The 25,426-nt window shown below is 64.5% G+C and carries 20 protein-coding genes, 1 tRNA gene and 1 other RNA gene; 6 read left to right on the plus strand and 16 right to left on the minus strand.

Going from position 1 to position 25,426, the window contains the following annotated elements; all coding sequences use genetic code 11:
- Nucleotides 1-54: 54 nt before the first annotated feature.
- Entirely contained in the window at nucleotides 55-549 is a 495-nt protein-coding gene (locus tag OQZ28_RS00670; protein ID WP_130732084.1) for a kinase inhibitor, read from the plus strand.
- A 92-nt stretch (nucleotides 550-641) separates the two neighbouring features.
- Here OQZ28_RS00670 and OQZ28_RS00675 read toward each other — a convergent pair whose 3' ends face one another.
- The 4 genes from OQZ28_RS00675 to ssrA form a co-directional block, all read right to left on the minus strand.
- Nucleotides 642-1,034 carry a VOC family protein gene (locus OQZ28_RS00675; protein ID WP_061272305.1) on the minus strand — a complete coding sequence of 131 codons (393 nt, stop codon included), beginning with the start codon at nucleotides 1,032-1,034 and terminating at the stop codon, nucleotides 642-644.
- Between the two features lie 65 nt (nucleotides 1,035-1,099).
- A complete protein-coding gene (locus OQZ28_RS00680; RefSeq protein ID WP_130732088.1) occupies nucleotides 1,100-2,752 on the minus strand; it encodes a fumarate hydratase in 1,653 nt (550 codons plus the stop codon).
- Between the two features lie 104 nt (nucleotides 2,753-2,856).
- Nucleotides 2,857-3,441, minus strand: coding sequence for an SspB family protein (locus tag OQZ28_RS00685; RefSeq protein WP_458134848.1), 585 nt, complete (start codon nucleotides 3,439-3,441; stop codon nucleotides 2,857-2,859).
- Between the two features lie 194 nt (nucleotides 3,442-3,635).
- Nucleotides 3,636-3,958: a transfer-messenger RNA gene (ssrA, locus tag OQZ28_RS00690) on the minus strand.
- Between the two features lie 163 nt (nucleotides 3,959-4,121).
- Between ssrA and thyX the strand changes: the two genes are divergently transcribed.
- From thyX to OQZ28_RS00705, 3 genes are all read left to right on the plus strand, one after another.
- On the plus strand, nucleotides 4,122-5,078 hold the full coding sequence (gene thyX, locus OQZ28_RS00695) for an FAD-dependent thymidylate synthase (RefSeq protein ID WP_130732120.1): 957 nt from the start codon (nucleotides 4,122-4,124) through the stop codon (nucleotides 5,076-5,078).
- 419 nt (nucleotides 5,079-5,497) lie between these two features.
- Complete coding sequence (locus OQZ28_RS00700; protein ID WP_242621880.1) at nucleotides 5,498-6,232, plus strand: MlaA family lipoprotein; 735 nt, start codon at nucleotides 5,498-5,500, stop codon at nucleotides 6,230-6,232.
- A gap of 19 nt (nucleotides 6,233-6,251) precedes the next feature.
- Nucleotides 6,252-6,866, plus strand: a complete 615-nt coding sequence (locus OQZ28_RS00705; RefSeq protein WP_130732092.1) for an MlaC/ttg2D family ABC transporter substrate-binding protein — start codon at nucleotides 6,252-6,254, stop codon at nucleotides 6,864-6,866.
- Nucleotides 6,867-7,117: 251 nt separating this feature from the next.
- On the opposite strand, the gene OQZ28_RS00710 is transcribed toward OQZ28_RS00705, so the two are convergent.
- A complete protein-coding gene (locus OQZ28_RS00710; protein ID WP_458134849.1) occupies nucleotides 7,118-7,402 on the minus strand; it encodes a hypothetical protein in 285 nt (94 codons plus the stop codon).
- Between the two features lie 115 nt (nucleotides 7,403-7,517).
- Between OQZ28_RS00710 and OQZ28_RS00715 the strand changes: the two genes are divergently transcribed.
- On the plus strand, nucleotides 7,518-8,600 hold the full coding sequence (locus OQZ28_RS00715; protein WP_458134850.1) for a hypothetical protein: 1,083 nt from the start codon (nucleotides 7,518-7,520) through the stop codon (nucleotides 8,598-8,600).
- Between the two features lie 321 nt (nucleotides 8,601-8,921).
- Here the strand turns inward: OQZ28_RS00715 and OQZ28_RS00720 are convergent, their stop codons facing one another.
- From OQZ28_RS00720 to OQZ28_RS00735, 4 genes are all read right to left on the minus strand, one after another.
- A complete protein-coding gene (locus OQZ28_RS00720) occupies nucleotides 8,922-9,905 on the minus strand; it encodes an isoaspartyl peptidase/L-asparaginase family protein (RefSeq protein ID WP_458134851.1) in 984 nt (327 codons plus the stop codon).
- 178 nt (nucleotides 9,906-10,083) lie between these two features.
- A complete protein-coding gene (locus OQZ28_RS00725; RefSeq protein ID WP_458134852.1) occupies nucleotides 10,084-10,614 on the minus strand; it encodes a GNAT family N-acetyltransferase in 531 nt (176 codons plus the stop codon).
- Nucleotides 10,615-10,689: 75 nt separating this feature from the next.
- Nucleotides 10,690-12,369, minus strand: a complete 1,680-nt coding sequence (ettA, locus tag OQZ28_RS00730; RefSeq protein WP_130732100.1) for an energy-dependent translational throttle protein EttA — start codon at nucleotides 12,367-12,369, stop codon at nucleotides 10,690-10,692.
- 98 nt (nucleotides 12,370-12,467) lie between these two features.
- Nucleotides 12,468-12,541 (minus strand) — tRNA-Ile (locus OQZ28_RS00735).
- A 263-nt stretch (nucleotides 12,542-12,804) separates the two neighbouring features.
- Here OQZ28_RS00735 and ppa point away from each other — a divergent pair.
- Nucleotides 12,805-13,332: an inorganic diphosphatase gene (gene ppa, locus OQZ28_RS00740; protein WP_061272287.1), complete on the plus strand. Its 528-nt coding sequence runs from the start codon at nucleotides 12,805-12,807 to the stop codon at nucleotides 13,330-13,332.
- Nucleotides 13,333-13,436: 104 nt separating this feature from the next.
- Here the strand turns inward: ppa and OQZ28_RS00745 are convergent, their stop codons facing one another.
- From OQZ28_RS00745 to OQZ28_RS00775, 7 genes are all read right to left on the minus strand, one after another.
- Nucleotides 13,437-14,684: a glycosyltransferase gene (locus tag OQZ28_RS00745; RefSeq protein WP_458134853.1), complete on the minus strand. Its 1,248-nt coding sequence runs from the start codon at nucleotides 14,682-14,684 to the stop codon at nucleotides 13,437-13,439.
- A 28-nt stretch (nucleotides 14,685-14,712) separates the two neighbouring features.
- Nucleotides 14,713-15,846 (minus strand): hypothetical protein, encoded by a 1,134-nt coding sequence (locus tag OQZ28_RS00750; protein ID WP_458134854.1) that lies wholly within the window; start codon nucleotides 15,844-15,846, stop codon nucleotides 14,713-14,715.
- Between the two features lie 79 nt (nucleotides 15,847-15,925).
- Nucleotides 15,926-18,859 carry a glycosyltransferase gene (locus tag OQZ28_RS00755; RefSeq protein WP_458134855.1) on the minus strand — a complete coding sequence of 978 codons (2,934 nt, stop codon included), beginning with the start codon at nucleotides 18,857-18,859 and terminating at the stop codon, nucleotides 15,926-15,928.
- Nucleotides 18,856-20,601 carry a tetratricopeptide repeat protein gene (locus OQZ28_RS00760; protein ID WP_458134856.1) on the minus strand — a complete coding sequence of 582 codons (1,746 nt, stop codon included), beginning with the start codon at nucleotides 20,599-20,601 and terminating at the stop codon, nucleotides 18,856-18,858. The genes OQZ28_RS00755 and OQZ28_RS00760 overlap by 4 nt, the downstream gene beginning before the upstream one ends.
- Nucleotides 20,602-20,612: 11 nt before the next feature.
- Entirely contained in the window at nucleotides 20,613-22,067 is a 1,455-nt protein-coding gene (locus tag OQZ28_RS00765; RefSeq protein WP_458134857.1) for an HlyD family type I secretion periplasmic adaptor subunit, read from the minus strand.
- Nucleotides 22,064-24,310, minus strand: a complete 2,247-nt coding sequence (locus tag OQZ28_RS00770; protein ID WP_458134858.1) for a peptidase domain-containing ABC transporter — start codon at nucleotides 24,308-24,310, stop codon at nucleotides 22,064-22,066. The genes OQZ28_RS00765 and OQZ28_RS00770 overlap by 4 nt, the downstream gene beginning before the upstream one ends.
- Before the next feature lie 204 nt (nucleotides 24,311-24,514).
- Nucleotides 24,515-25,309, minus strand: a complete 795-nt coding sequence (locus OQZ28_RS00775) for a polyprenol monophosphomannose synthase (protein WP_458134859.1) — start codon at nucleotides 25,307-25,309, stop codon at nucleotides 24,515-24,517.
- Between the last annotated feature and the right edge of the window lie 117 nt (nucleotides 25,310-25,426).

The raw sequence follows: 25,426 nt of genomic DNA on the forward strand, positions 1-25,426 counted from the left end.
CGCCATTACCCTCCCCCTATTCGCGCCACCCGGCGCGAAAAGCAGGAAACCCACATGACGTTTACACTGACCAGCCGCTCCTTCAACGATGGCGACCGCCTGCCTGAAGCACAGGTGTTTGAAGGCATGGGCTATTGCGGCGGCAACATCTCGCCGCCGCTGGCATGGCAGGACCCGCCCGCCGGGACCAAGAGCTTCGCCATCACCATGTATGACCCCGATGCGCCTACCGGCTCGGGCTGGTGGCACTGGGTTGTCATCAACATCCCTGCCACCGTCACCTCACTGCCCGCCGGTGCGGGCTCGGGCGACAACAACCTGCCCGAACATGCCGAGATGACGCGCACCGACTTTGGCGGCAACGTGTATGGCGGCGCAGCCCCCCCGCCGGGGCCGGACCACCATTACATCTTCACCATCCATGCACTTGACATCGCGCAGATCGAACTGCCGAGCGATGCCTCAGGCGCAATGGTGGGGTTCGTAATCAACCAGCACAGCCTGGGCTCGGCCAGGCTGACTGCCGTTTATGGCAAGAAGCCGAAATAAGAGACGTTTTCGGGCGCCGCCTTTTTTCTCAAAAAGGCGGCGTTTTTTTTAAAGCTTTTTAAAAAAGCTTCACCAAAACCTTTTATCCGGTACTACCCCTGATACGAGGCGATCTCGATCAGGTTGCCATCCGGATCGTGGCAGTAAACCGAGGTGACCGGCCCGAGCGCGCCAAGGCGGGCCACCGGCCCTTCGGTCACGCGCACACCGCATTTTTCAAGGTGTTCAATCACATCCACGCTGTTGAGCGCGGTGGTGAAGCACAGGTCATTGGTGCCGGGCAGCGCATCTTCCGCCGTGACCCAGCCCTCGGCCCCGTGCGGGCGGAGGTTGATCTTCTGGCCGCCGAATTTCAGCGCCGTGCGGTTGTTGCGCCCGTATTCCTCGCGCTCCATGCCCAGCACGCGCTGGTACCACGAGGCCGAGACCTCAAGGTCCCGCACACTCACCACAAGGTGGTCAAGACGATCGACGGTAAAACGCATGGCGCTCCCTAACCTTCGGTTGTCCGGCCCGACTCAGGCAGGCCGGACGCCCATCAGGGTGACGTTCAGCCGGTCAGGCCATCATAAAAATCATTACCCTTGTCGTCGATCACGATAAAGGCCGGAAAATTCTCGACCTCGATCTTCCACACCGCTTCCATGCCCAGCTCGGGGTATTCAAGCACTTCGACCTTGCGAATGCAGTCCTGCGCAAGGCGGGCCGCAGGCCCACCGACGGAGCCGAGATAGAAGCCGCCATATTCGTGGCACGCAGTGCGCACGGCCTTCGAGCGGTTGCCCTTGGCCAGCATGATGTACGAGCCGCCCGCCTTCTGCAGCATGGCAACGTAGCTGTCCATGCGGCCAGCCGTGGTGGGGCCGAACGCGCCGGTGGGCATGCCCTCGGGCGTCTTGGCGGGACCGGCGTAATAGACGGGGTGGTCCTTGAGGTATTGCGGCAGGCCCTCGCCCTTTTCCAGCCGCTCGCGGAACTTGGCGTGGGCGATGTCGCGCGCCACCACCATCGTGCCGGTCAGCGACAGGCGCGTGCGCACGGGATACTGCGAGAGCTTGCGGCGGATCTCGTCCATCGGCTGGTTGAGGTCGATCTGCACCGCCTCGCCCTCGAGGTCGTCATCCGTGGTCTCGGGCAGGAAGCGGGCGGGATCGGTCTCGAGCTGCTCAAGGAACACGCCATCGCCCGTGATCCGCGCCTTGACCTGCCGGTCGGCCGAGCACGACACCCCGATTCCCACCGGCAGCGACGCGCCATGGCGCGGCAGGCGCACCACGCGCACGTCATGGCAGAAATACTTGCCGCCAAACTGCGCGCCAATGCCGAGGCGCTGCGTCAGCTTGTGGATTTCCGCTTCCATCTCAAGATCACGGAAGGCATGGCCGTGCACGCTGCCCTCGGTGGGCAGGCTGTCGAGCCAGCGGGTGGAGGCGAGCTTGACGGTCTCGAGGTTCTGCTCGGCGGACATGCCGCCAATCACCACCGCAAGGTGGTAGGGCGGGCAGGCGGAGGTGCCGAGCGTGCGGATCTTGCCGTCCAGCCATTTCAGCAGGTTTTCCTTGTTCGAGAGCAGCGCCCGCGTCTCCTGGAACAGGAAGGTCTTGTTGGCCGACCCGCCACCCTTGGCGATGAACATCAGGTCCATCTGCTCGGCATGGTAGTCGCCCGGTGTGGCCGAGATATGGAACTGCACCGGCAGGTTGGTGCCGGTGTTCACTTCCTCGAACATGGAGACCGGGGCCATCTGCGAATAGCGCAGCGCCGTGCCGGTATAGGTATCGTACACCCCGCGCGAGAAGGCTTCCTCCTCATTGCCATCCACCCACACGCGCTGGCCCTTCTTGCCGTACACGATGGCCGTGCCGGTATCCTGGCACATGGGCAGCACGCCGCCGGCCGCGATGCAGGCGTTCTTGAGCAGGTCCATCGCCACGAAGCGGTCGTTCTCCGACGCCTCGGGGTCTTTCAGGATCTTGGCAAGCTGCGCCAGATGGCCCGGCCGCAGCAGGTGCGCCACGTCGTTGAAGGCGCGGGCGGCCAGAGCCGTCAGCGCCTCGGGGCGGACATGGACCACCGTGCGGCCCGCGAGGGTCGAGGTGGTGATGCCCTCGACCTCAAGCTTCTTCCACGGTGTGTCATCATCATGCAACGGAAAGAGCGGGCCATACACGAATGGCTTGCGCGCGGGTGCGGATACGTTCAACGGACACTCTCCTCTGCCTTTTCCCCCGGATTGGTTCCGGGTGGCGGCGTTGTCGAATCAGGGCGCGTCCGGTGCATCCGGCGCACCCGGATGGTTGATGTGGCTCAGCCCGGCCCGCCCGGCCCGCGCTTGCGGAAGGCGGCAAGGCTTACGACCTGCGAGCCTTCACCCCTGTCCTTTTCCCCCTCGCCTTCCTGCGCTGCGGGTGCGTCCACCTGTGCGGCGGCTGCGGGCATGACCGGTACCACGTTTTCGCCCTCGGGCACGGCGGCCACGGGCGGCTGCTCGGGCACGCTGAAGCGCAGGGCAAGGCGGATATGCGGATCGGCAAAGGCGGAGATGGCGGCCACCGGGATCACCAGCGTGGAGGGAACGCCGCCAAACGACAGCCCGACCGAGACAATCTGCCGGGCGCGGTCGACCTTGAGATCCCAGAACTGGTGCTGGAGCACGATCGTGATCTCGTGGGGGTACTGCGCGCGCAGGCGGTCGGGCATTTCAACGCCCGGCCAGTCGGTCCTGAATGTCAGGTAAAAGTGATGATCGCCGGGCAGGCCGTGGGCTGCGGCATAATCAAGCGCGCGCAGCATGACATGGCGGTATGAATCCTCGATCCAGGAATCATAGGGCATGAGGCTGTCGGGGATGGCGGCATCGAAACCGTTTTCCTCGTCGTGATCATCAGACATTTCGGACTTCTCCGTACATCCGCCCGGGCAATGCTGACCCGGAACGGATTTTTGCAGACATGCGGGTTCGGACCACGCCGTGCCACAGCACCAAGCTGTGCGTCAAACTTCATGGCATGGCAAGCCACGGGCGCGCGGCATCCCTTCACGAAGCGGATACCGTGCCATCAACCTAACATGAGCAGAAGAAAAGGTGGGAGGGCTTCTGTTGCCCGGTGCCCTCCCGAACCGCGCTTATCGCTTATGCAGCGACAGCGAGCACCTCTGAGTTATCGTTGGCACTTGTGATTTAGCCCGATAACGGTGGTACAATGCCGGGCAAAAGGCGGGTCTTTACCATGCGTGTCGAGCCTGTTTCGTCCCCATATCCCCCACCTGGGAGGGAAACTGGTGGAGACGCCGGGTACCGCCCCCGGGTCCACAACACTTATTCCACGCGCCGTTTATCGCCATAGCCAAGGGGCAAGCCCCTCCGGCACTTACCAACATAGGTGTTCGCCCCGCATCTGGCAAGGGGTGGCGGCATGCCATGACGTGCAGGACGGCTGGTCCCTGCCCGGCCCATACGCCATGATACCGCCGTGATGGCTGCCTAGGAAAACGCCCCTAGGACAGGCCTGCAAGGATATGGTATGGCCCGCGTCCCTGTGGTGATGCATATGAGCGAGGCGGTAGGACACATGTTTTCCAGCGAGCAGAAATCGGCCATTGAGGCAGCCCGCGCCGGATGGGCACAGACCCGCCGCCTGGTCGTGCCCGCGGTGGAAGACGTGCTGTATTCCCCCATTCCCGTGCTCGAGACCGGCTTCGTGCGCGCGGTGGACTACATGGGCGGCGATAGCGGCATCGTGCAGGGGGCGCGCGTCTCCTACGGCAAGGGCACGCGCAGCACGTCCGATGACCGGGGCCTGATCCGCTACCTCATGCGCCACCGCCACACCAGCCCGTTCGAGCTGGCCGTGATCAAGCTGCATGTGCGCGCGCCCATATTCGTCACCCGCCAGTGGTTCCGCCACCGCACCGCCAGCATCAATGAATACTCGGCGCGCTACTCCGTGCTGGAGAAGGAATTCTACTTCCCCCGCCCCGAGGACATCGCCGCACAGTCAACCAACAACAAGCAGGGCCGCGCCGACGCCCTGCCGCCCGAGCAGGCGGCACAGGTGCTCGACATCCTGCGCAATGACGCCTCGCGCTGCTATGAGCACTATCTCGACCTGCTCAACGAGGACGAGAACGGCGAGAAGCGTGACCCGTCGCGCCCCGCCATCGCCCGCGAGCTGGCGCGCATGAACCTGCCGGTCAACATCATGACGCAGTTCTACTGGCAGATTAACCTGTGGAACCTGCTGCACTTCCTGCGGCTGCGCGCCGACAGCCACGCCCAGTACGAAATCCGCGCCTATGCCGACGCCATCCTGCAGATCGTGGAAAAATGGGCGCCGCTCACCTACGAGGCGTTTACCGACTACATGCGCGACGCCGTGCTGCTGTCCGGCCCGGCGCTGCGCGTGCTGCGCGCGGCCATGGGCGGGCAGGACATTGACCCCGCAGCCCACGGGCTGAGCAAGCGCGAGGCGCGCGAGCTTGCCGAGATGTTCCCCGAAATTGCGCCCCGGCTGGTCCGCCAGGGCTGACGGGCGCGTTCAACAAAGCGTGATCCGGTGCCACTGCTCCGTTGCGGTGGCGTTGAGGGGATGTGGATTTTACGTCACACCCAACGCGGCAATTCTGCCAGCATCCCCTCCCCGCAGGCCCGTCCGGCCCGGGTTCAGCCCCATGTGCATCCTGCAGGGCAGCCACAATCTTCCCTCATCATCGGGCTAGCGGATTGCACAACAGCCATCCCATGCTAGAGAGTGACGCGAGAAAGGGGCGGTATCGCCCGGTTCAGGATTCTTGCAAACACATTGGGCCACCCCGCCATGCCTGCATGACGGTGAAGCAAAGACAGAGGGAAGCGGAAACGAGTATGCGCGCAGAGACAGGATCGAATTCTTGGTCGTCCCGCCCGTTCCCGTCCCCGCGTCGTCCGGCGCTGCGCGTCGTGGGGGTGATGCTGGGCCTGCTGGGGCTTGCCTCATGCGCGGCCCCGCCGCCCACCGATCCGGACGCCCTGGCTGAATACAAGGAAGCCAACGACCGCTACGAAAAGCTGAACCGCAAGGCCTTCGGCATTACCATGTGGGCCAACAAATACACCCTGCGCCCGGTGGCCAAGGCCTATATCTGGGCCGTGCCGCGCCCGCTGCGCAATGCGTTTGGCGGCCTGTACCAGACCATGAACGAGCCGGTGGTGTTCTTTAACGACGTGGGCGCGGGCAGGCCCCGCCGCGCGGGTGACGCCTTCGTGCGCTGGTGCATCAACATGACGGTCGGCATCGGCGGCCTGATCGATGTGGCGAACTATGCGGGCTACAAGCACCATGACAACGATGCCGGCCTGACACTGGCCACATGGGGCGTGCCCTCGGGGCCGTACCTGTTCCTGCCGGTGCTTGGCCCGTCCTCCTTCCGTGACGGCGTCGGCTACGGCATCGATACCGGCCTGTCACCGTGGAACTATGTGCCCAGCGGTTATGGGTTGGTGACCTTCAACTGGGCCTATAACATCATGGGCACCATCAACGGCATGGCCAACAATGTCGATGCGCTTGACCAGGTGATGAAGGATTCGCTCGATCCCTACGCCACCATCCGCAGCGCCTACCAACAGCAGCGCAAGGCCATGGCCGAAGCCATAAAGAACGACCACCGGGCCACCGTGCCCGACTGGTACCACACGAAATAACCAATAAAGGGACACAGCGATGCAGAGATTCATCCCCCGTCGCCACGCACTGGCCCTGCTGGCAGCACTCGCCACCATGCCTGTTGCTTCAGCATGGGCGGTTGATGCTGGCGCGCAGGCCCGTTCCTTCGTCACCATGTTTGGCAGCAAGCTCGTTGGCGTGGTCAACAGCGACATCTCGCTGGAAAAGAAGAAGCAGGACATCCTGCCCCTGCTCGAGCAGTATGTGGATGTTGACGCCATCGGTCGCTACTGCCTTGGCCGCTACTGGCGCACCGCAACCCCAGACCAGCAGGCCCGCTACATCAAGCTGTTCCATCAGGTGCTGGTCAATGCCATTACCGACAAGATCGGTGACTATCGCGGCGTGACCTTCGTGGTCGGCTCAAGCGCGCCCTCGGGCGATGACACGGCCGTCTCCACCGTCATCAACCGCCCCGGCCAGCCGGGCGCAGATACGCAGTGGATCATCAGCACTGCCAGCGGCAGCCCCAAGGTGGTGGATGTGGTGGGCGAAGGGGCAAGCCTGCGCCTGACCCAGCGGCAGGATTACGGCTCCTTCATCGCACGCAATGGCGGCAATGTGGACGCCCTGCTGCGCGCGCTCGACAAGCAGATCGCCAACCATCACTGAAAGCTTTCCCTATCGCGGGCAGCAGACATAAAAAAGCCGGTTTATACCGGCTTTTTTAATGCTGATGGTCACCTGGCCCTTTGTGACAGCAAAAGTGCACGACGCATTACGGAAAGCTGTTTGCATCCGCTGCACGGGAGTTCCGCGCTGATGTTCTTTGCGATCACGCAGAAAATATGCTCAAACCGCACTTCTGCGTAAATTCACCCCATGCCCATATCGTCTTGCGTTTCATGACATTACAACAATCCTCACGGCCTCGTTATAATGAAGGGAGAAATCTGCGTCTTTCCCGTGTCATGCAGCAGAAAGGCGGGATGGGGAAGATTGCCTGTGTCCATGACGGCACGACCGATGACCCGACCATGTGTCAGCCAGCCTGCCGGGCCAGACCACGCACCGGGCACCCATGCGGCGGTCATCCTCAATTCCACCCGCAGGTGCCGCCCGAAGCCAAGACCAGTCTCATCGGTACCTGTCATGATGCGGATACGGTTGATGCCCCGGGGAGTGCATTTCGTGGCTACAGGCAGCATTGATGAATATCTTGGTTGCGTCTCCGATGAAGTAACGGAGCGCTCATCATACAGGGTTGGGCGCCCCGTAAAATCGTACGATTTCGGCTAATGACCGAGAAAAAGAGAACGTAAAATGAAAAATATTCTGAAATCGGATAAGATTCTCTTTTTCTCGTTTATTATATCCGCCCTGTCCCTTGTTATCTTTGATCTCGAGACCATACCCTTTGGCGGCCTGACATACAGCACCTGCAAATGGGACTGCCTGTGGTACAGAGATATCATCCTGCATGGCTACCAGCCTGATACCTACCTGTCGCTTCGCCATATGGGCTTTGCGGCATGGCCGTTTTTCCCGCTTTTTCCGGGGCTTGCCGCCTGTATAAGATACCTGACGGGCCTGAGTGCCGAAGCCTCGGCGCTGCTGCTGAACCAGACCCTCTTTTTCTTTCTCGTCGCCATATCGGCCCTGTATTACAGGAAATTCGTCGATAGCCAGAAATATGCCCTGTTCATATTAGTGCTGTGCCTGTCGCCATTCGCCCTGTGGTACAAGATACAATATACTGAATGTATCTACGGCGCATTGATGGTGTGTATTGCTTATTTTACGCGCGACAGAAGGTACATACCTCTTTTCATCTGCTCCTTCCTTGAAACCCTGACGCGCCCCACGGGCATCCTTGTGGTGGGAACATGCAGCGCCTACCTCATGATCGATGCCCTGAGGACACGCAACCTGAATGCCTTCCTGAATGGCGGTTTTCCCGTCATGGCGGGCAGTCTGGGCCTGTCCGTCTACATGCTCTACCTCTATTACCTGACCGGTGATGCGATGGCCTTCTCCCATATGCAGAGCAGTTGGGGGCGCGCGTTCGGTTTTCCCGGCAAGTGGATCATTGAAGCCATTATCCACGGCCGCCGGATCAACGGGGTCATTGCGGCCTTCATCAGCATGTTTTTCCTGTATTACGGCTTCAGGAAGCGGATGTATCTGGAAACATCGATCCTGACCGTTACATTCCTGTTCGCCCTCAGTTCCGGCGTTCTGTCACTGCACAGATTTATCTTTGGCAATCCTTTATTCGTCATGATTTTCTGCCGCATATTTGACAATAAAAGCCAGAAGGTTACGAACTATTCCCTTTTGATACTTTTTATTCTTGGCCTCATTGCCGCATATATGTGGTTCAATGACTCACATTACCTTTTCTGAGCAGGAAGGTACTGCAATATGTCAAATAGATTGATAATTACCTTTTTTATTATTATATCTGCTTTTAATATATTTGTCCTGTACAAGGCCATGCATCCGGATACAAGTAAAAATTACATGGATTATTTCATAAAGAAAAACATATCGACTACAGAATACAATTCCAGGGAGCTATACGATTACGATGCACTAAGGGAAGCCAATCCCGACATGGAAACCTGGCGGTTCCGGCCCATATGCCAGGACAAAGGGCACGAATGCGTCCTGCCCCACCCTGCCGGCCCGTCAAGATAACCGCTGACAGGCCGCCTGCCCAAGGGTTCATGCACCCTTGAGAATGGCAACATGAGCCACGCCATCATGCGTGATCCAGCCCCGGTACATGCCATCCGTGTTGAAGGGCATGGCGATATTGCCCCTGTCATCGAGCAGGATCGCACCGCCATCACCGCCAAGTGCTGGAATTTCGTGGTTGATCACCTCATCCGCCGCCTGGGCCAGTGGCTGGTGCATCATCGTCACCCGCATGCAGATTTCATGGGCGGCGACCGTGCGGATGTAATATTCACCCCACCCCGTGCCTGACATGGCGCAGCCTGCATTGGCGTATGTGCCCGCCCCGATCAGCGGCGAATCGCCCACGCGGCCCCACATCTTGTCTGTCAGCCCCCCTGTCGAGGTTGCGGCCGCCAGGTGCCCGTTGCGGTCAAGGGCCACGGCGCCCACCGTACCATGATGGGTATCAGCCTCCTGCGCCTGCTTCTGCCGGTCTTTTTCCAACGCCTCCTGCAACTGCGCCCAGCGCCGGTCGGTGCGGAAATAGGCGGGGTCAACCAGGGCCACGCCCTGCGTTGCGGCAAAGGCTTCCGCCCCATCGCCAATCAGGAACACATGGGGCGAATGCGCCATTACGGCGGCTGCCAGCGTTATGGGGTTGCGCACATGCGTCACCCCCGCAATGGCCCCGGCCCGCAATGTCGCGCCATCCATGATCGCGGCATCCATCTCGTTGTGGCCATCATGCGTAAAAACCGCGCCCTTGCCTGCGTTGAATTCCGGGTCATCCTCCAGCACCTGCACGGCGGCTTCAACGGCCTCGACCGCGGGCCTGCCGGTGTTCAGCTTTTTGTAGCCGGTGCGCAACGCGCGCCTGAGGGCTGCCTTGACCGCTTTTTCACGCACGGGCGTCATGTCCTTGCGGATCACGCCCGCCCCACCATGAATGACCAGCACCGGCTCGGCCGCATGGGCCGACACCGCCACGGAACACAGCAGGCAGGCCAGCGCCGCAGAAAATATTTTCACCTGTCCATCTCCCCGGAGAACCAAGGCAGGGAGTTTACAGAAATAATACGGACAGGAAACGAATTCTTCCACACGCAGCCGCACGCGTGTTGCAAAAGCATTGACTGAGCGGAACCGTTTTACGGCCTTCGGGCAAACAGCCCTGCCTCAGGCTGCCTGTGCGGGTTTCAAAACAGCTTTAATGCAGGCTGGCCCATGCGGGCGCGCCACGCAGGCTGTGATAGAGCAGGATATCCGGCCCACAACGCTCCGGCTGCTCCGGGCACACGCTCATGCCCGCCCCGCCAAAAACCTGCCGGGCCACGATGTCATGTTCACGCACATAGGCAATGACGTGGCTCACCCCCGCATCATGCGCAAAGGCCAGCGCCGTGGTCGTTGCCTCGCGTGAGAGCGCCGTATCACGCGCGTCAGCTATCATGGTGAACTGCAATTCATGGCAGTCAGGCGCGGTGGTGGAAGGCTGCACGCCAGCCAGCCCGATGAACCGCCCCTGCTGGCGCACGGTAAACATGCCCACGCCCTCGCGGCCCCAGGTCATGAGATCGGTCAGCATGTCCTGCTCGCTCAGCGCGCGGTTGCACACACCGCCTGCCAGCCGTCCGGTCACGCCTGCGCTGGCCTTGAGCCGCACTACATCTTCAAGGTCGGTCCATGAGACCGGATCAAGCTGCAGATGGCCTGTCTGTATGTGACATCGACATCCCATTACCGCCTCCCCAGGGCCGGTGCGTGAAACCCGGCCTTTATTGAAGGCAGATAATGGGGCCGATGGCAAATGGAATCAGCGCGCGATGGGGCGGTACTTGATCCGGCTCGGCTCGGTCGCATCCGGGCCAAGGCGGCGGCGCTTATCTTCTTCATAGGCCTGGAAGTTGCCTTCGAACCACTCAACGTGGCTGTCACCCTCAAAGGCGAGGATATGGGTGGCCAGGCGGTCAAGGAACCAGCGGTCATGGCTGATGATGACAGCACAGCCCGCGAATTCGGCCAGGGCCTCCTCCAGCGCGCGCAGCGTATCGACATCAAGGTCATTGGTTGGCTCATCGAGCAGGATCACGTTGCTTTCCTGCCGCAGCATCTTGGCCAGATGCACGCGGTTGCGCTCACCACCCGAGAGCACGCCCACCTTCTTCTGCTGGTCAGCACCCTTGAAGTTGAAGGCGCCGACATAGGCGCGCGACGGCACGGCGCGCTTGCCAAGGTAGATCACGTCGGTCCCGCCGGAGATTTCCTCCCACACGGTCTTGTCATCATCAAGGCTGAAGCGCGACTGGTCCACATAGCCGAGCTTGACCGTGTCACCGATGACAAGCTTGCCACCATCGGGCTGCTCCAGCCCCATGATCATCTTGAACAGGGTGGACTTGCCCGCGCCGTTCGGCCCGATCACGCCCACGATGCCGCCCGGCGGCAGCTTGAAGTTCAGATCATCGATCAGCAGGTGGTTGCCAAAGCCCTTGCGCAGGTCCTCGGCCTCGATCACGGTGCCGCCAAGGCGGGGGCCGGGCGGAATGACGATGTCGGCCACGCCATTCGCCTTCTCGTTGTTCTGGGCCAGCATTTCCTCATAGCGCGCGATACGCGACTTGCTCTTGGCCTGGCGGGCCTTGGGCGAGGAGCCGATCCATTCCTGCTCGGCGGCAAGGGCGCGCTGGCGTGAGCTCTCTTCCTTTTCCTCCTGCGCCAGGCGCTTGCGCTTCTGGGTCAGCCAGGAGGAGTAGTTGCCCTCGAACGGATAGCCACGGCCGCGCTCGAGTTCGAGAATCCAGTTGGTCACGTTATCGAGGAAGTAACGGTCATGGGTAATGACCATCACGGTGCCTTCGTAGTCACGCAGCGTTTTTTCCAGCCAGGACACGCTCTCCGCATCAAGGTGGTTGGTCGGCTCATCGAGCAGCAGCAGGTCGGGCTTTTCAAGCAGCAGGCGGCACAGGGCAACGCGGCGGCGCTCACCACCGGAGAGCTTGTCCACCGGGCTGTCAGCGGGCGGGCAGCGCAGGGCCTCGAGCGCGATCTCGAGCTTGCGGTCGAGTTCCCAGCCATCGCCCGCGTCGATCACTTCCTGCAGCTCGGCCTGTTCGGCCAGCAGGGTGTTCATCTCGTCATCGGACATGGGTTCGGCAAACTTCATCGAGATCTCGTTGAAGCGGTCCACGGCCTTTTTCAGCTCGCCAAAGCCCAGCGCCACGTTCTCGCCCACCGTCAGGCTCTCGTCGAGCTTGGGTTCCTGCTCGAGGTAGCCCACGCGCGCGCCCTCGGCGGCCCATGCCTCGCCGCCAAATTCCTTTTCCACGCCCGCCATGATCTTGAGCAGCGTCGATTTACCGGCACCGTTGACACCGAGCACGCCAATCTTGACGCCGGGCAGGAAGGACAGGGTAATGCCCTTGAAGACCTCACGCCCACCCGGATACGCCTTGGTCAGGTCCTTCATCACATAGACATATTGCGTGGCGGCCATGACGGTCGGCTCCTGATAAACTGATGAGAAAATGGTCAAGTCGCCGCACGGCGTGGGCTGCATCGGGGCATGCCCGCCGTGCCGCATGCTGAAAAGCCTGCGCCCGGCAGGACTTGAACCCGCAACCAAGCCGTTATGAGCGGCCCGCTCTAACCAATTGAGCTACGGGCGCGCAGGCAGCCCCTGATCTCGCGCATGTCGCGGGATTTGGCAAGGTCAACGTGCCTTTTTGTGCGTAATTTTTTCCGTTACAGGGGCGATATCGCCATAAAAAAAACAGGTTCATGATCTGGCTCATGGTGAGCCACCCAGCCACGGAACATGACTTGCACAGAAAACGCGGGCAGATATACCGTCATCCCCCGTTAATTCATGCCGCCCCGCTCTGGGGTGGCCCTTAACGCACATTACAGGCAGCAGGAGGCCTGAACAGCAATGGACGTATCGAAGATTTCCCCCGGCAAGGACGTACCCAACGACATCAACGTCGTGATCGAAATTCCGCAGGGTTCAGGCGTCAAGTACGAGATCGACAAGGATAGCGGCGCGCTGGTGGTGGACCGCATCCTGTTCACGCCCATGGTCTATCCGGCCGCCTATGGCTTCATTCCCAACACGCTGGCCGCCGATGGCGACCCGACCGATGCGCTGGTGCTGATGCCCGCCGCCGTGGTGCCCGGCGTTGTGGTGCGCGCGCGCCCCATCGGCGTGCTGCGCATGGAAGACGAGAGCGGCCAGGACGAAAAGATCATCTGCGTGCCGCACGACAAGGTGCACCCGTACTATTCCAACGTGGAAAAGCTCGAGGACCTGCCCGAGATCGTGCTCAAGGAGATCGAGCACTTCTTCACCCGCTACAAGGACCTGGAAAAGGGCAAGTGGGTCAAGGTTGCAGGCTGGGCCGACAAGAAGGTCGCGGGCGAAGTGATCCTTGAATCCGTCAAGGCCGTCGCTGGCAAGTAAGACGCTACCGGATAAAGGTTTTTGGTGAAGATTTTTTCAAAAAGCCTTGAAAAAACGCCGCCTTTAAAAAAAAAGGCGGCACCCAAAAACTTTTATCTTCCTTGTCAGGCCGCGTTGACGAGCCTGCTGCCACCTCGGGTCAGTTCCCCGATCAGTTTATGGTAGCGCGCCATATAGTCCTCCATGGCCAGGGTTTTTACGGCATGAGCACGGACATTGGCCCGCAGTCGCGCGGCCATCTCTCCATCCTCGAGCAGTTCCACCACGCCCTGCGCAATGCGCCGTGGCGCGAGGAAGGGCACAAGCCGCGCGGTGCGGCCATCGTGCAGGAATTCCTGCACCGGCGCGGTCTGGCTACCCACGATCGCGCAGCCACAGGCCATGGCCTCACGCAGGGACCATGACGCAACAAACGGGTATGTCAGGTAGACATGCGCGTCCGATCGCTGCAGCAGGCGGCGGAAATCGTCATAATCTACCCTTCCCGCAAAATGCACGCGTCGCATGTCCAGCACGCTGCCGAGTTCGGCCAGCATGTGCTGCCGCCATGTCTGCCCACCCGGCGCGGGGCCGCCATAGCTGACCCCATCGCCACCCACCAGCACCACCTGCGCATCAGGCCGCGCCCGCAAAATATGCGGCAGCGCGCGCATGAACACATGAAAGCCCCGATACGGCTCAAGGTCACGCGCAACATAGGTGACCAGTTTCTCGCCAGGCCGCACCACAACATTGCCCAGCGTGAAGGGGCGCAGGCGGGCCTGCGGGTCCGGGGCGCAGTTGCGCAGGTCCACCCCTTCAGGCAGCAGGGTCAGGCGCGGGCGCGCCCAGTCGGGATAGGTCGCGTGCTGGAAGCGCGTGGGCGTATGCCCCCACCCCGGCAGGGCAAGGGCGAGCAGGTTGAGCGTATTGCGCGCGCGAATGAGCGGCGCCACATCGGGTGCGGGCGCGAATTCGGGGTCGAAGCCCACATCCAGCCCGGTGGGATGATAGAAGAATTCATAATAGCCCAGCAGCGGCACGCCGGGATACACATCGGGCAGGTCCAGCATCTCGCCCCAGCCATGGTGGCCGATGATGATATCGGGCACATAGCCCAGCCCCCGCAGGGCGCGGGCCGCCTTTGCTACGGCCGCCGCGCGTTGCATGCCGCGGGCGAGTTCCGCCACCGGCCCCGGTGCGGCCAGTTCCGGCGCGGGCGGCAGGCGGTAGGACACCCGGCGCACGCCCGCCATATGGGACGTTCCTGATTCGCTGATGAAAATGATCTCGTTACCGCCCTGCCCGCGCAGGTCGCGCAGCAGGTGCAGGAACTGGGCCGGGAAATTCTGGTGCACGAACAGGTATTTCATGCACGCCCTCCGCGCCCGCCACTTTCAGTCATGAACCGGCCAGCACGCCGGGCCTGCGGGGTGTTGTGCCCCCACGCCGGGGCGACCGGGCGGGCGAGACCGCCGCGCCACCAGGCTTGCGGTGCCACCACGGCACGGGCTGGTCCGGGCTGGCCTGCGCCTTGCGCTTTGTTTTTTCAGGCGGGGCACCGTCCTGCGCGGCCTCTACCGCGCCGGATGGCTCCCGCCGTTGCTGCGGCGGCACGCGCCTGCCCCGCCTCACCCGCCCCACAGGCGGCGCGGGGGCTACGGGCGGGACCAGCGCATCGAGCACCTGATCTTCCATGCCTGCATCACCCTGCGCCGGGGCAGGCGGTTGAACCGGGGTCCGGGGCCGCACCACCACGCGAAAAGCCTCGAGCGGGGCCTGTGTTGCGGCCATGACCGGCGCATCCGCCACCGGCCCGATGCGGCTGCCATCGGTAAAGCTGGCTTCCACCTCGCATTCGCAGGCTTCAGCCGCTGCGCCTTTCAGCCGCACGCGCAGGCCCAGCAGGGGCAGCGCCATGCCCCGGCTGCCACAATACACGCCCCCGCTCACCCAAGGCGAGAACCAGTCCTGCCCCAGTATGGCCTGATATTCGAGATCGGTCGGGGCCACGCCGGGGGCGGGCTGGATGGAAAACCCCTCCAGCCAGTGCCCGCTCCCGCTCTCGCCCATCCATGCCCCAAGCGCGGCCTGCACATCGCCACGGCGCTGGATATGGGCGATCATGCTACCCGGCGCGGGTGCCTCCTGCTCACCGCGTGCCGGCTCGGTGGTGGGCCGGGCTGCGGCCGGGCTGCCAAGGCGGACAATCTGCAGGGCAGGCAGTTCACCGGGTGCATCGTGGTCGCGATAGGTGGTGACCAGCACCGCACCGCCCCCTGCGGCCACCATGACCAGCGCCGCGCCGCCGCTGGCCCCGATCCAGCCCTGCGCGTCAAACGTGCTGACCCGCACCCCATCATTGCCCGGCGGCACGCTGACGCGCATGCCCGTCAGCCTCCCGAAGCGCGTGGGGGCGGACAGGGCCGCATGAAACAGGCAGTACAGACCCGCTTCAAGCTGCATGAGCCGTGCGGTGGCCTGCACGGCATCGGGCTTTGCCACGGATGCGGGTTCGCTTGCGGTCTGCATCATGGCCGCTCGACCAGCAAAAGGAACGGCACGGGCGCACGGACAAAGGCGGGATAGGTCAAGGCGGGCCTCTCGCAACGGGTCAGGAACAGGCCGGGCGTGCAACGTCATGCCCGATCCGTGCATAAGACAGCAAAAACGTATTCAATTGGTGAACGGGCAGCCCCGGCGGCACGCACATGCCCCGCCCCGTGGCGCGGATGCGCTGCGCGATGGTGCCGATATCAAACGCCACGGCCCGCAGCCCCGCCCGCCACAGCAGCGTAAGCGTGAAGCACCATGTCTCGGGCCAGAGTGCTGGCATGAAGCCCACATCGCCCGCGCAGCCACGCACCAGCGCCAGGCCATCCGCCTCGTCATAGTGGCCGGTCACGAACACGCGGCCCGTTTCCAGCAGGGCGGCATCATCCGCCGTGTGGCCCACCACCACGAATTCCAGCGGCAGGTCACGCGCGCGCGCATCGCGTGCCGCCGCGAGCACGATGGCATGGCCTTTTTCCAGCCCGATCCCCCCCACGATCACCACCCGGCAGCGCTCATTGCGCGGCGGCAGGCCGGTGGCGGCAGGCGTGCCATCGCGGGCTGCGAACTGCGGCAGGGACTGCGCGGGGCAATCATCCTCCAGTGCGTGCACATGGGGCGTGACATGAGGGAAATACCGGCCCAGCCGCAATGCGACCTCCGCCGAGGGCACGATCACCCGCCGCGCACCGGCAAGGTCACGGGCCGTGTCACGGCGCAGGCGCGCCACATCCCGCTCGCCCACCACGGAGCCGAGCACGCCCACGCAGGCCGCGCAGCCTGCCGCATCCGGCTCGCCGCAATACCGCCCCGCAGGCCCCACCAATGTGACGCGCGGGCACAGCCCGGCATAGTCATGCACGTAATACGCATAGGGCAGCGCCAGCACGCGGCACAAAGCCCGCGCGCGCCCGTCGTGGCCGAGTTGATGATGGATCTCGACCCTTGCCACACCCAGCGCACGCAGCAGGGCCACAAGGGCCTGCCCATCGGCGGGCCAGGCAAAATGCAGGTCGGGCCAGTGGGCATCGGGCCTGCCATCGCGCAGCACGAACCCCTCGGGCGTGGGGTCGAGCACGACTGGCAACTGCCCTGCCGCCAGCCCGTGCCGTGCCCGTTCCCGTACCACGCGCGCCACCCCGCCGCCTTCACCGTGGCTGACCAGCAGCACCGCCGCCCCCAACGCTACTGCCGCAGCACCCCGGCACCACACCACAACCGACAGCCTGTGCCGCGCCGCCCGCAGCGGGTCAGCCTTGCCATGAGCGGCCACCAGCGCGTCATAACCGGGAAAGAGCCGGTTCAGAATCCAGATATTGCGCCGCAGCAGGTCAGCCCGCGCGCTGGCAAACGACACGCCCCCCACATGCCCCACGAACGCGCCCACCGCCGCCCGGTGCCGCCAGCCACCAAGGCGCGCGCGCATGCAGAAATCATTTTCCTCCCCATACCCCCGGCCAAACAGTTCGGGGCGAAAGGAGCCGGTCTGGCGCAGGCAGTCGTGGCGGATGAACATGCAGAACCCATGCGCGGTGGGAATCTCCACATCCTGCCCGCCATTGGCACGCCTTGCCGCGTCCATCAGCCGCCGTACTGCCGCAGGGCCGCCCGCCAGCGGTGCGGGGCGTGCAGGATCGGGCCATGTGAGGATGGTGGCATCGTTGGAAAGCGGCGAGACGGTGCCCGTATCGGCGCGGGCATAGGCGACAAGCCGCATTTCCTCCAGCCAGCCGGGTGCCACCAGCGTGTCGCTGTTGAGCAGCACCACGTCACGGCCCTGCGCATCGGCCAGTGCGGTGCACACCGCAGCCGGATAGCCCCGGTTACGGGCATGGCGGCGCAGCACAATACGCCCCTGTCCTGCCAGCGCATCCAGCGCGCGGGCAAGGTCAGGGTCCGGCGTGGCGTCATCCACCACCATGATCTCGGTCGTGGCCTGCGCCGGGGCCGCAAGGCTGGCCAGCACGCTGTCGATACAGGCCAGCGTGCCCGCGCGGTCGGCATAGACGGGAATGACGATCCGGCATTGCGCGGCACATGGCGGCACGCGCACCGGTGCCACGCCACGGCCACGCATGGCAGGAAAGACGGGCCGGGCGGCAGGAAGCCCGAGGGGTAGCGGCGAGCCGGTCAGGTCCCGCCCATCAGGCCGCACCACCCGCACGCTGCCCCCTGTCGCCATGGCCTGCCATGGCACATGAAACGTCCAGACCGGCAGGCCGGGGCCTGCCGCGCTGTCCTGCGCGCCCGTTTTGCCGCGCATGAGCGTAAGGGGCCGCCTGCCCTGTGCATCGGTCAGGTGCAGCACGGGGCAATGATCAGGCCGGGCGGGCATGAAGGCCCAGCCTGCAAGCCCATTGTCATCGGGCCACATGGCACCAAGTGTTGCGCATAAGGCCGCGCGGTCGGGGCGACCGCCAAGCAGCACGCTGCCCGCATGGCGCACCGCGATCTCGCCCCCATGCCGCCAGTGCGGGGGCAGCCGCAAACTGCCGCCCGGTTGCGTCGGGCAGGGCTGGCCATCAAGCATGATATCGGGCAGGGCGCGCGCGGGCAGGTCGCCCCAGCGCAGCACGCCATCGGGGTCAAGCGCGCACCAACCGGGCCGCCCCGTATGCTGGCACACCAGCGTTGCCGCGCGGCACAGGTCGGGGTCGAAACCATAACGGGTAAAAAAGCGCTCGAGCGCCGCCGCCGCACGGTTCCATGCCCCGGCACCGCACAGGGCCAGCACCAGCAGCTTCAGCCCCGCGCGGAATTCCTGCCCGGCCATGAGCCGCTCGATGCCCTGCGCGGCCTGTATCGCCTGCCCGGCGCCCAGCAGCACCGCCGCCTGCGCGAAACGGACCGCCCGGTCGCCCGCGGCCATGCGGGCCGCGCGCGCCATCCACGCCACGGCCTGCGCATGCTGCCCCGCCGCCGCCAGCCGCCAGGCCTGCCGCATGGCGGCGGTGACCTCTTTCTCCGGCACGGCATCGGGCTGCTGGCCGTTCATCTGCCCGCCAGTTGCGCGTAATCGGCCCGCGCGGCCTCAAGTCCCTGTGCAAGTGCGTGTTCCAGCCAGTGACGGGCCTGTGCAACATCCACGCGCCCGGCCAGCCCCCGCGCCAGGTAGCGCCCCGCCATCATCTGTGCCAGCGCATGGCCCGCTTCTGCCGCCTGAAGGAACCAGCGCAAGGCCTGCGCCCGGTCGGGCATGATGTCATGCCCGCCGCCATACAGCGCACCCAGCGAGAACATGGCCTCCGCCCGGCCAGCGGCGGCGGCTTTGTGATACAGGGCCAGCGCCCCCGCATGGTCGCGCGGGCCGCCACGCCCCTCCAGCCGGAGTTGGGCTGCGGCAAGGCAGGCCTCGGGCAGGCCCTGCATGGCCGCCTGCTCCAGCCACTGCCGCGCCTGCGCCGGATCAGCCACCACGCCATCACCTTCGAGCAGCATGCGGCCATGCCAGTAGCCGGCATTGACCACGCCCGCGCGGGCGGCGCGTTCCATCCACATGGCGGCCGCCACGCGGTCCATGGGTCGGCCCACGCCTTCATGCAGGCTGACCGCGAGGTTGAAAGCGGCAACCGGGTCACCCGCTTGTGCCGCCGGTTCAAAATCAACCAGGGCGGGAGTGGTGGCGGGCTGTTCCGCCCCGCCAGCCAGCAGGCCAGCGGCAAGGTCGCTCATGGCGGTGACATCACCAAGTTCCGCCGCGCGCTCCAGCCACTGGCGGGCCAGTTCAGGGTCAGCCGCCACGCCGCGCCCCTGCTGGTACAGCACGGCCAGCATGCGGCAGGCCAGCGCATGACCGTGTTCTGCCGCCATACGGTACCACGCCACCGCTTCATGATCGGCGGGAATGGCCGCCTCGCCACGTGCATGCAGGTCGCCCAGCAGGGCAGCGGCCTCGCGGTCGCCGCCATGGGCCGCGCGGCGCAGCCATGTCTCGGCCATCAGCCTATTGCGCGGACCATCCGCCCGGTCCTGCAGCAGCAGCGCGCCATAGCGGGCCTGCGCGGGGCGCACGCCCTGCTCTGCCGCCCGCCCGTACCACAATGCGGCCTGACCCGTGTCACGCGCCATGCCCCAGCCGCGCTCATGCAAAAGGCCCAGCATGTACTGCGCGGTGGGCAGGCCGCCTTGTGCCGCCCGGTTCAGGGCGGCCACCGCATCGGGGTCAGTACCCGGCACTTCCGCCGCAAGATGCGCCACCGCCAGCCCCAGGTCCCCCTGCGGGCACCCCGCCTGTGCCGCGCGCATACACCATTCGCGTGCCGCCCGCACATCACGCACGCTTGCTGGCCCGCAGGCCAGCAGGTAGCCATACAGCGCCTGTGCATCGGGCAGGCCGAGGGTGGCCGCACGCTGCGCCCAGCCGGTGGCGGCAACAGGGTCGGGCCAGCGTTCGATGCCTGCGGGCAGGCTTGCGGGCAGCAGGCCATCACCCCCCCTGCCATCAGGCGGGTCAACCAGCAGCATGAGCGCCATGGCAAAACAGGCTTCGGCATGCCCGGCGGTTGCGGCACGGTGCATCCAGCGCACGCCCTCGGCCGGACTGCGGGGTGCGCCACAGCCTTCCAGATAGGCACGGGCCACCTGGTACTGCGCGGCCACCATGCCCTCCTGCGCCAGCCTGCCCAGCAGGGCAAAACCCTGCGGGGCGCGGCCTTCATGCTCCAGCCAGCCCATGGCGCGCTGCAGGCGCCCCTGCGCGGAGAACCCCTCCCGCCAGCGCGAAAGCAGCTTGTACATCTACCCCCCGCTCAGGGTTCGCGCATGCCGTCGGTCACGGCAGGCAACAGGCGGTTGAGCAGGTACTGCATCATGGTGCGCCGCCCGATATGGATATCGGCCTCGACCGGCATGCCCGGCTGCGGGTGGAAGAAGGGCGGCACGCCATGCAGGGTGTAACGGTCGATGGACAGGCGCACGCGGTAGAAAGCGTTCATCGGGTCGCCATCTTCCTCGCCCGTCTGCGCGCCAGCCCCGCCTGCGTGGCCTGAGGTATCGGTAAACGCATCAGGGCTGATAACACGCACCGTGGCATCGCCGCCGCCATATTGCGTGTAGGGAAAAGCCGAGAATTTGAGCAGCGCGTGATCGCCCGCGCGCACATAGCCCGCATCCACCCCGCGCAGCGTGGCCTCGACATCAAGCGTGGCGGCAGCGGGCACCAGTGTCATGAGCGGGCTGGCGGCCTGAATGACCGAGCCTGCGGAAAGATGGGCGATGCTCAGCACCACCGCATCCCGGTCGGCGCGCATGATGACAAGGTCATGGTGCAGCATGGCCTTGCTGTAGCTGCCCTCGGCATCGGCCAGACGGTGCTGGGCCAGGGCCAGGTCCTGGTACACGGTGGCGTGCCAGTTGCTGGCATAGCCATCGCGCTGCGCCGTCATGCCATCAAGACGCGCGCGCGTGCTGTCCGCCTCGTGCCGGGCGGAAACCTGCGAGCGCACCACCTCCATCAGGCTGTCCTGTGCTGCCAGCGTGGAAAGCCTGCTGCCAACCTGCTCGTGCTGCAGGCGCATGCGCATGTCCTGCACGTCACGCGCCACGCGGGCGCGGGCGGCATACATCGCGGCACTGGCCTCATAACCCTGCAACTCGCTTTTCAGCCCCGCGATCTGCCGGTCGTAATTGGCCATCTGGGCGGTATATTCGGCCTCGCGCCGCAAAAATGCCGCTGCCTCCTGCACGGAAGCGGGGTCGTTCACATCCGCCCTGTAGGGCTGGCCCGCGGCCTCGGCAGTGCGGCGGGCCACCTCGGCGCGATAGGCCATGACCTGACGGCGCAGGTTGGTCACGTCGGCATCGGTCATGGTGGGGTCGAGGCGGGCCAGCACCTGCCCCTTGCGCACGGTGTCGCCCTCATGCACGTCGATCGAGCGGATGATTGCGGTCTCGAGCGGCTGGATGACCATCGTCTCGTCAAACGGGGTGAGCCTGCCATTGACACTCACCACCCGGTCGAGCGGCAGGAAGGTCATGACCAGCAGCCCCGCCCCTGCAAGGGCCGCGATCAGCCAGACCACGTAACGCGCGGCATCCGATGGCGGCAGGCCGACCAGTGCTGCACTGGGCGAGTAAAAGGACAGCAGCGCGGGCGGCAGGTCGGTTGGCACATCCGCCGTGGGCGGTGGCAGCACCGACAGGATCGCGCCTTCCGCAGGGCCGCCCTGCGCATCGGGTGGGGGGAGCAGCGCCTGCCCGCTCATGCCGCATCTCCGTGCATGGCGGTGAGCGATCCGGTTTCAGCCAGGCTGTTCTGCTGCATCCACAGCGTGCGGTAGATGTCGCAGCGCCCCAGCAGTTCGGCATGCGTGCCGATATCGACCACCCGCCCATGGTCGAGCACGCAGATCTGGTGGCATTCCACCAGCGAGGCCAGCCGGTGCGACACGATGACCATGGTGCGCCCGCGCGCGAGGTGGCGCAGGTTGGCGTTGACCACCGCCTCGCTCTCGGGGTCAAGGGCGGAGGTGGCTTCATCGAGGATCATGAGCTTGGGGTCGGAAATCACGGCGCGCGCGATGGCGAGGCGCTGGCGCTGGCCGCCGGAAATGTTGGTCGACCCTTCCTCGATCCAGGTATCGAAGCCCGCGGGCATGCGCTCGATGAACTCCTCCGCCCCCGCAAGGCGGGCGGCGCGCACCACGTCCTCCAGCGTCAGGCCCGGCCGGCCCGCGATGATGTTGTCGCGGATGGTGCCGCGAAACAGGAAGTTATCCTGCAGCACCACGCCACAGGAGCGGCGCAGGTAGGTCAGGTTGATCTCGCGCAGGTCGATGCCATCGAGCCGCAGGTGGCCGCTATAGCTGCGGCTCACCCCCTGCAGCAGCCGCGTGATGGTGGACTTGCCCGAGCCGCTGCGCCCCACCAGCCCCAGCATGGTGCCCGCAGGCACGCTGAAGGTGATGTCATCCAGCGCGGGGGCCGATGCACCGGGATAGGTAAAGCACACATTGGCGAATGACAGCGCGCCGTGCAGCGGCGGGCGCAGGCCGGTGGTGAGCGCGCGGGTCTCGGTCGGGCGGTTGAGCACGGAGCCGGTCTCGGCCAGGGCGGCGCGCACCTCGTTAAGGTCATCGATCAGCCGGGCCATGCTCACCAGCGGCGCGGCCACGCGGCCGCCCAGCATCATGAACGCCATGAGCGCGCCCGCCTCCATGCCCGAACTGGTGGAGGTAATGGCCATGTACGCCCCGATGAGGATGATGCCGCGATTGATGAACAGATCGAGCGGCATGACCGCCGTGCCCACCCAGTTGCCCATGCGCCCGGCATCAAGCGAGGCGGTGACGACATCGGCGGTTTTTTCATCCCACACCGCGCGGCGCACCGGCTCCAGCGCCAGCGTCTTGACGGTGCGAATGCCGGCCACCGTTTCATACAGTGCGGCGCTGCGGGCCATCTCGGCGCGGATCTGCCGGTTGATCAGCCGCCCCACGGTAGGCATGGCCAGCAGGATGACGACGCCAATCAGCGCCGCGCCCACAACGGTCATCCACGCCAGCGTGGTGCTGAGCCAGAACAGGAAGGGCAGCACCACCAGCAGGGTGAACAGGTCAAGGAAGGTGCCCAGCAGCTTGCCGGTCATGAACTGCCGCACCTTGTAGATGGCGCTGATGCGGCCAATGATGTTGCCCGCCTGCTCGCGCTCGAAAAACTCCAGCGGCAGGGCCAGCAGCCGGTCGAACACCGCAAGCGAGATGCGTGTATCGAGCCGCGTGGTCAGCACCAGCGTGATCTCGCGCCGCGCATGGGTGAGCAGGATTTCATACACCGCCATGACCACGACCAGCCCGGTGAGCGAGACCAGCGTGGCCATGGAATGGAAGTTTACCACCCGGTCGATCACCTGCATGACGATGAGCGGCGGGAAGATGGCCAGCACGCTGATCACGATGGAGGCCAGCACCACATCACGCAGCAGCCTGCGCTCGCCCAGTACGAGGCGGCGCAGCCATGCGAAATCGACCGGCGGCTCGGGGCGCGTGCTGTCATGCTGGCCGCGCACCAGCAGCACGTCGCCTGTCCAGACCGCCTCAAGCCGCAGGGCATCGATCGCGACCGGGGGCGCCTCGGGGCTGGCGAAGGGATCGGCCAGCCAGACCACGCCGCCGGCTTCATCAGCCCCCACCATCAGCCCTGCCGAGCCATCGGCAAACATGAGCACGACCGGCGGCACGTCGCGCAGGCGCACGAGATCGCGCCATTGCAGGCGCATGCCCCTTGCGGTGCCGCCATTTTCCTCCACCCAGCGCGCAAGGGCGGGAATGGAGGGGGCGGGGTCATCCGGCTCACCGGCAAAGTCGCGTACATCAAGGTCGATGCCATGAAAGCGCGCCGCGCGCAGCACCGCCTGCAGGCGGATCAGTTCCGGCGCGCGCCGTGGCGGTGTCTGCCCCCCGGCGGGGCCGCCTGCTTGGTCTGGATGGGCCACGGCACCCCTTTGCATTGCATGTTCGTTCCTCAACCCGGCCAAGGGTAGGGAAAGAAAGCAAAGGGTTCCTTAACGGCGCTTTTTCGCGCACGTAAACGGGCCTGCATGCAGGGCCTATTGCCCCGGCAGGAAGACTGCCCTCAGGGGCTCACCCACACCTGGTGAGCCTGTGAGATATAACGCGGCACGTGGTTCAATAAACTGAACCCGGCTGCGCGCTCAGGTGATTTTTTTCGCTGCGCCAGCCGCTTTTGTTCTGTTGCGCAGATTGCAAAAGATCATCTGCGCAAACTGCAGCAGAACCTTGCTGTCCATCTTGCTGTCTCCCTCATGGCGGGAGCGGAAGACAAATGGCAGTTCAGTTACCCTTGGCTTGGTTTCCTGCACCATCAGCATGTCGAGCAGGATCTTGAAGCCCTTGCCGGACAGCCTGCTGACAGACTGGACAAACATCTCCCGCCGCACGGCAAAAAAGCCGCTCATCGGGTCGTTTACCTTAACAGGCAGCAGGTACTGCGCGATGTGAATGCCCGCATTGGACAGGAACAGCCGCCATGCATTGGCCAGGCCCGCATTATCGCCGCCTTCAACATGACGGCTGCCAATCGCCACGTCATAGTTATCACGCACGATGGCATCAGCCATTTTCTGCAGCAGGGTTTCATCATGCTGCATGTCGCCATCCATCACGGCCACCACAGGCGCCGAGGAGGACAGGATGCCCTCGATCACGGCCGATGAAAGCCCCCGACGCCCGACCCGCAACAGGCCCCGCACCCGACAGTCGGCCTGCGCCAGCCGCCAGACCTCATCTATGGTGCCGTCGGGGGAATTGTCATCGACGAAGATGAGTTCCCACCTGTAGCGCGTTATCGCCTTTTCGACAGCACGGAACAGGGGCTCCACATTGCCCCGTTCGTTGTAGCACGGAATGATGATGCTGAATTCAGGCCCTGAGCGGGTGCCATTTCCGTCATGTGTATCGTGCGATGTAGGAGCAGAAAAGGCTGGCATAATCAATAAGATCCAAGGAAACCACATGATGGGCGGCCGGACGACAGAAACACTATACAAAGTCGGATATGGCCAGGACGACCCTAGCGCATAGAGGATTTTCCCTTCATTCACAAC

Source organism: Komagataeibacter sp. NFXK3 (assembly GCF_054182245.1).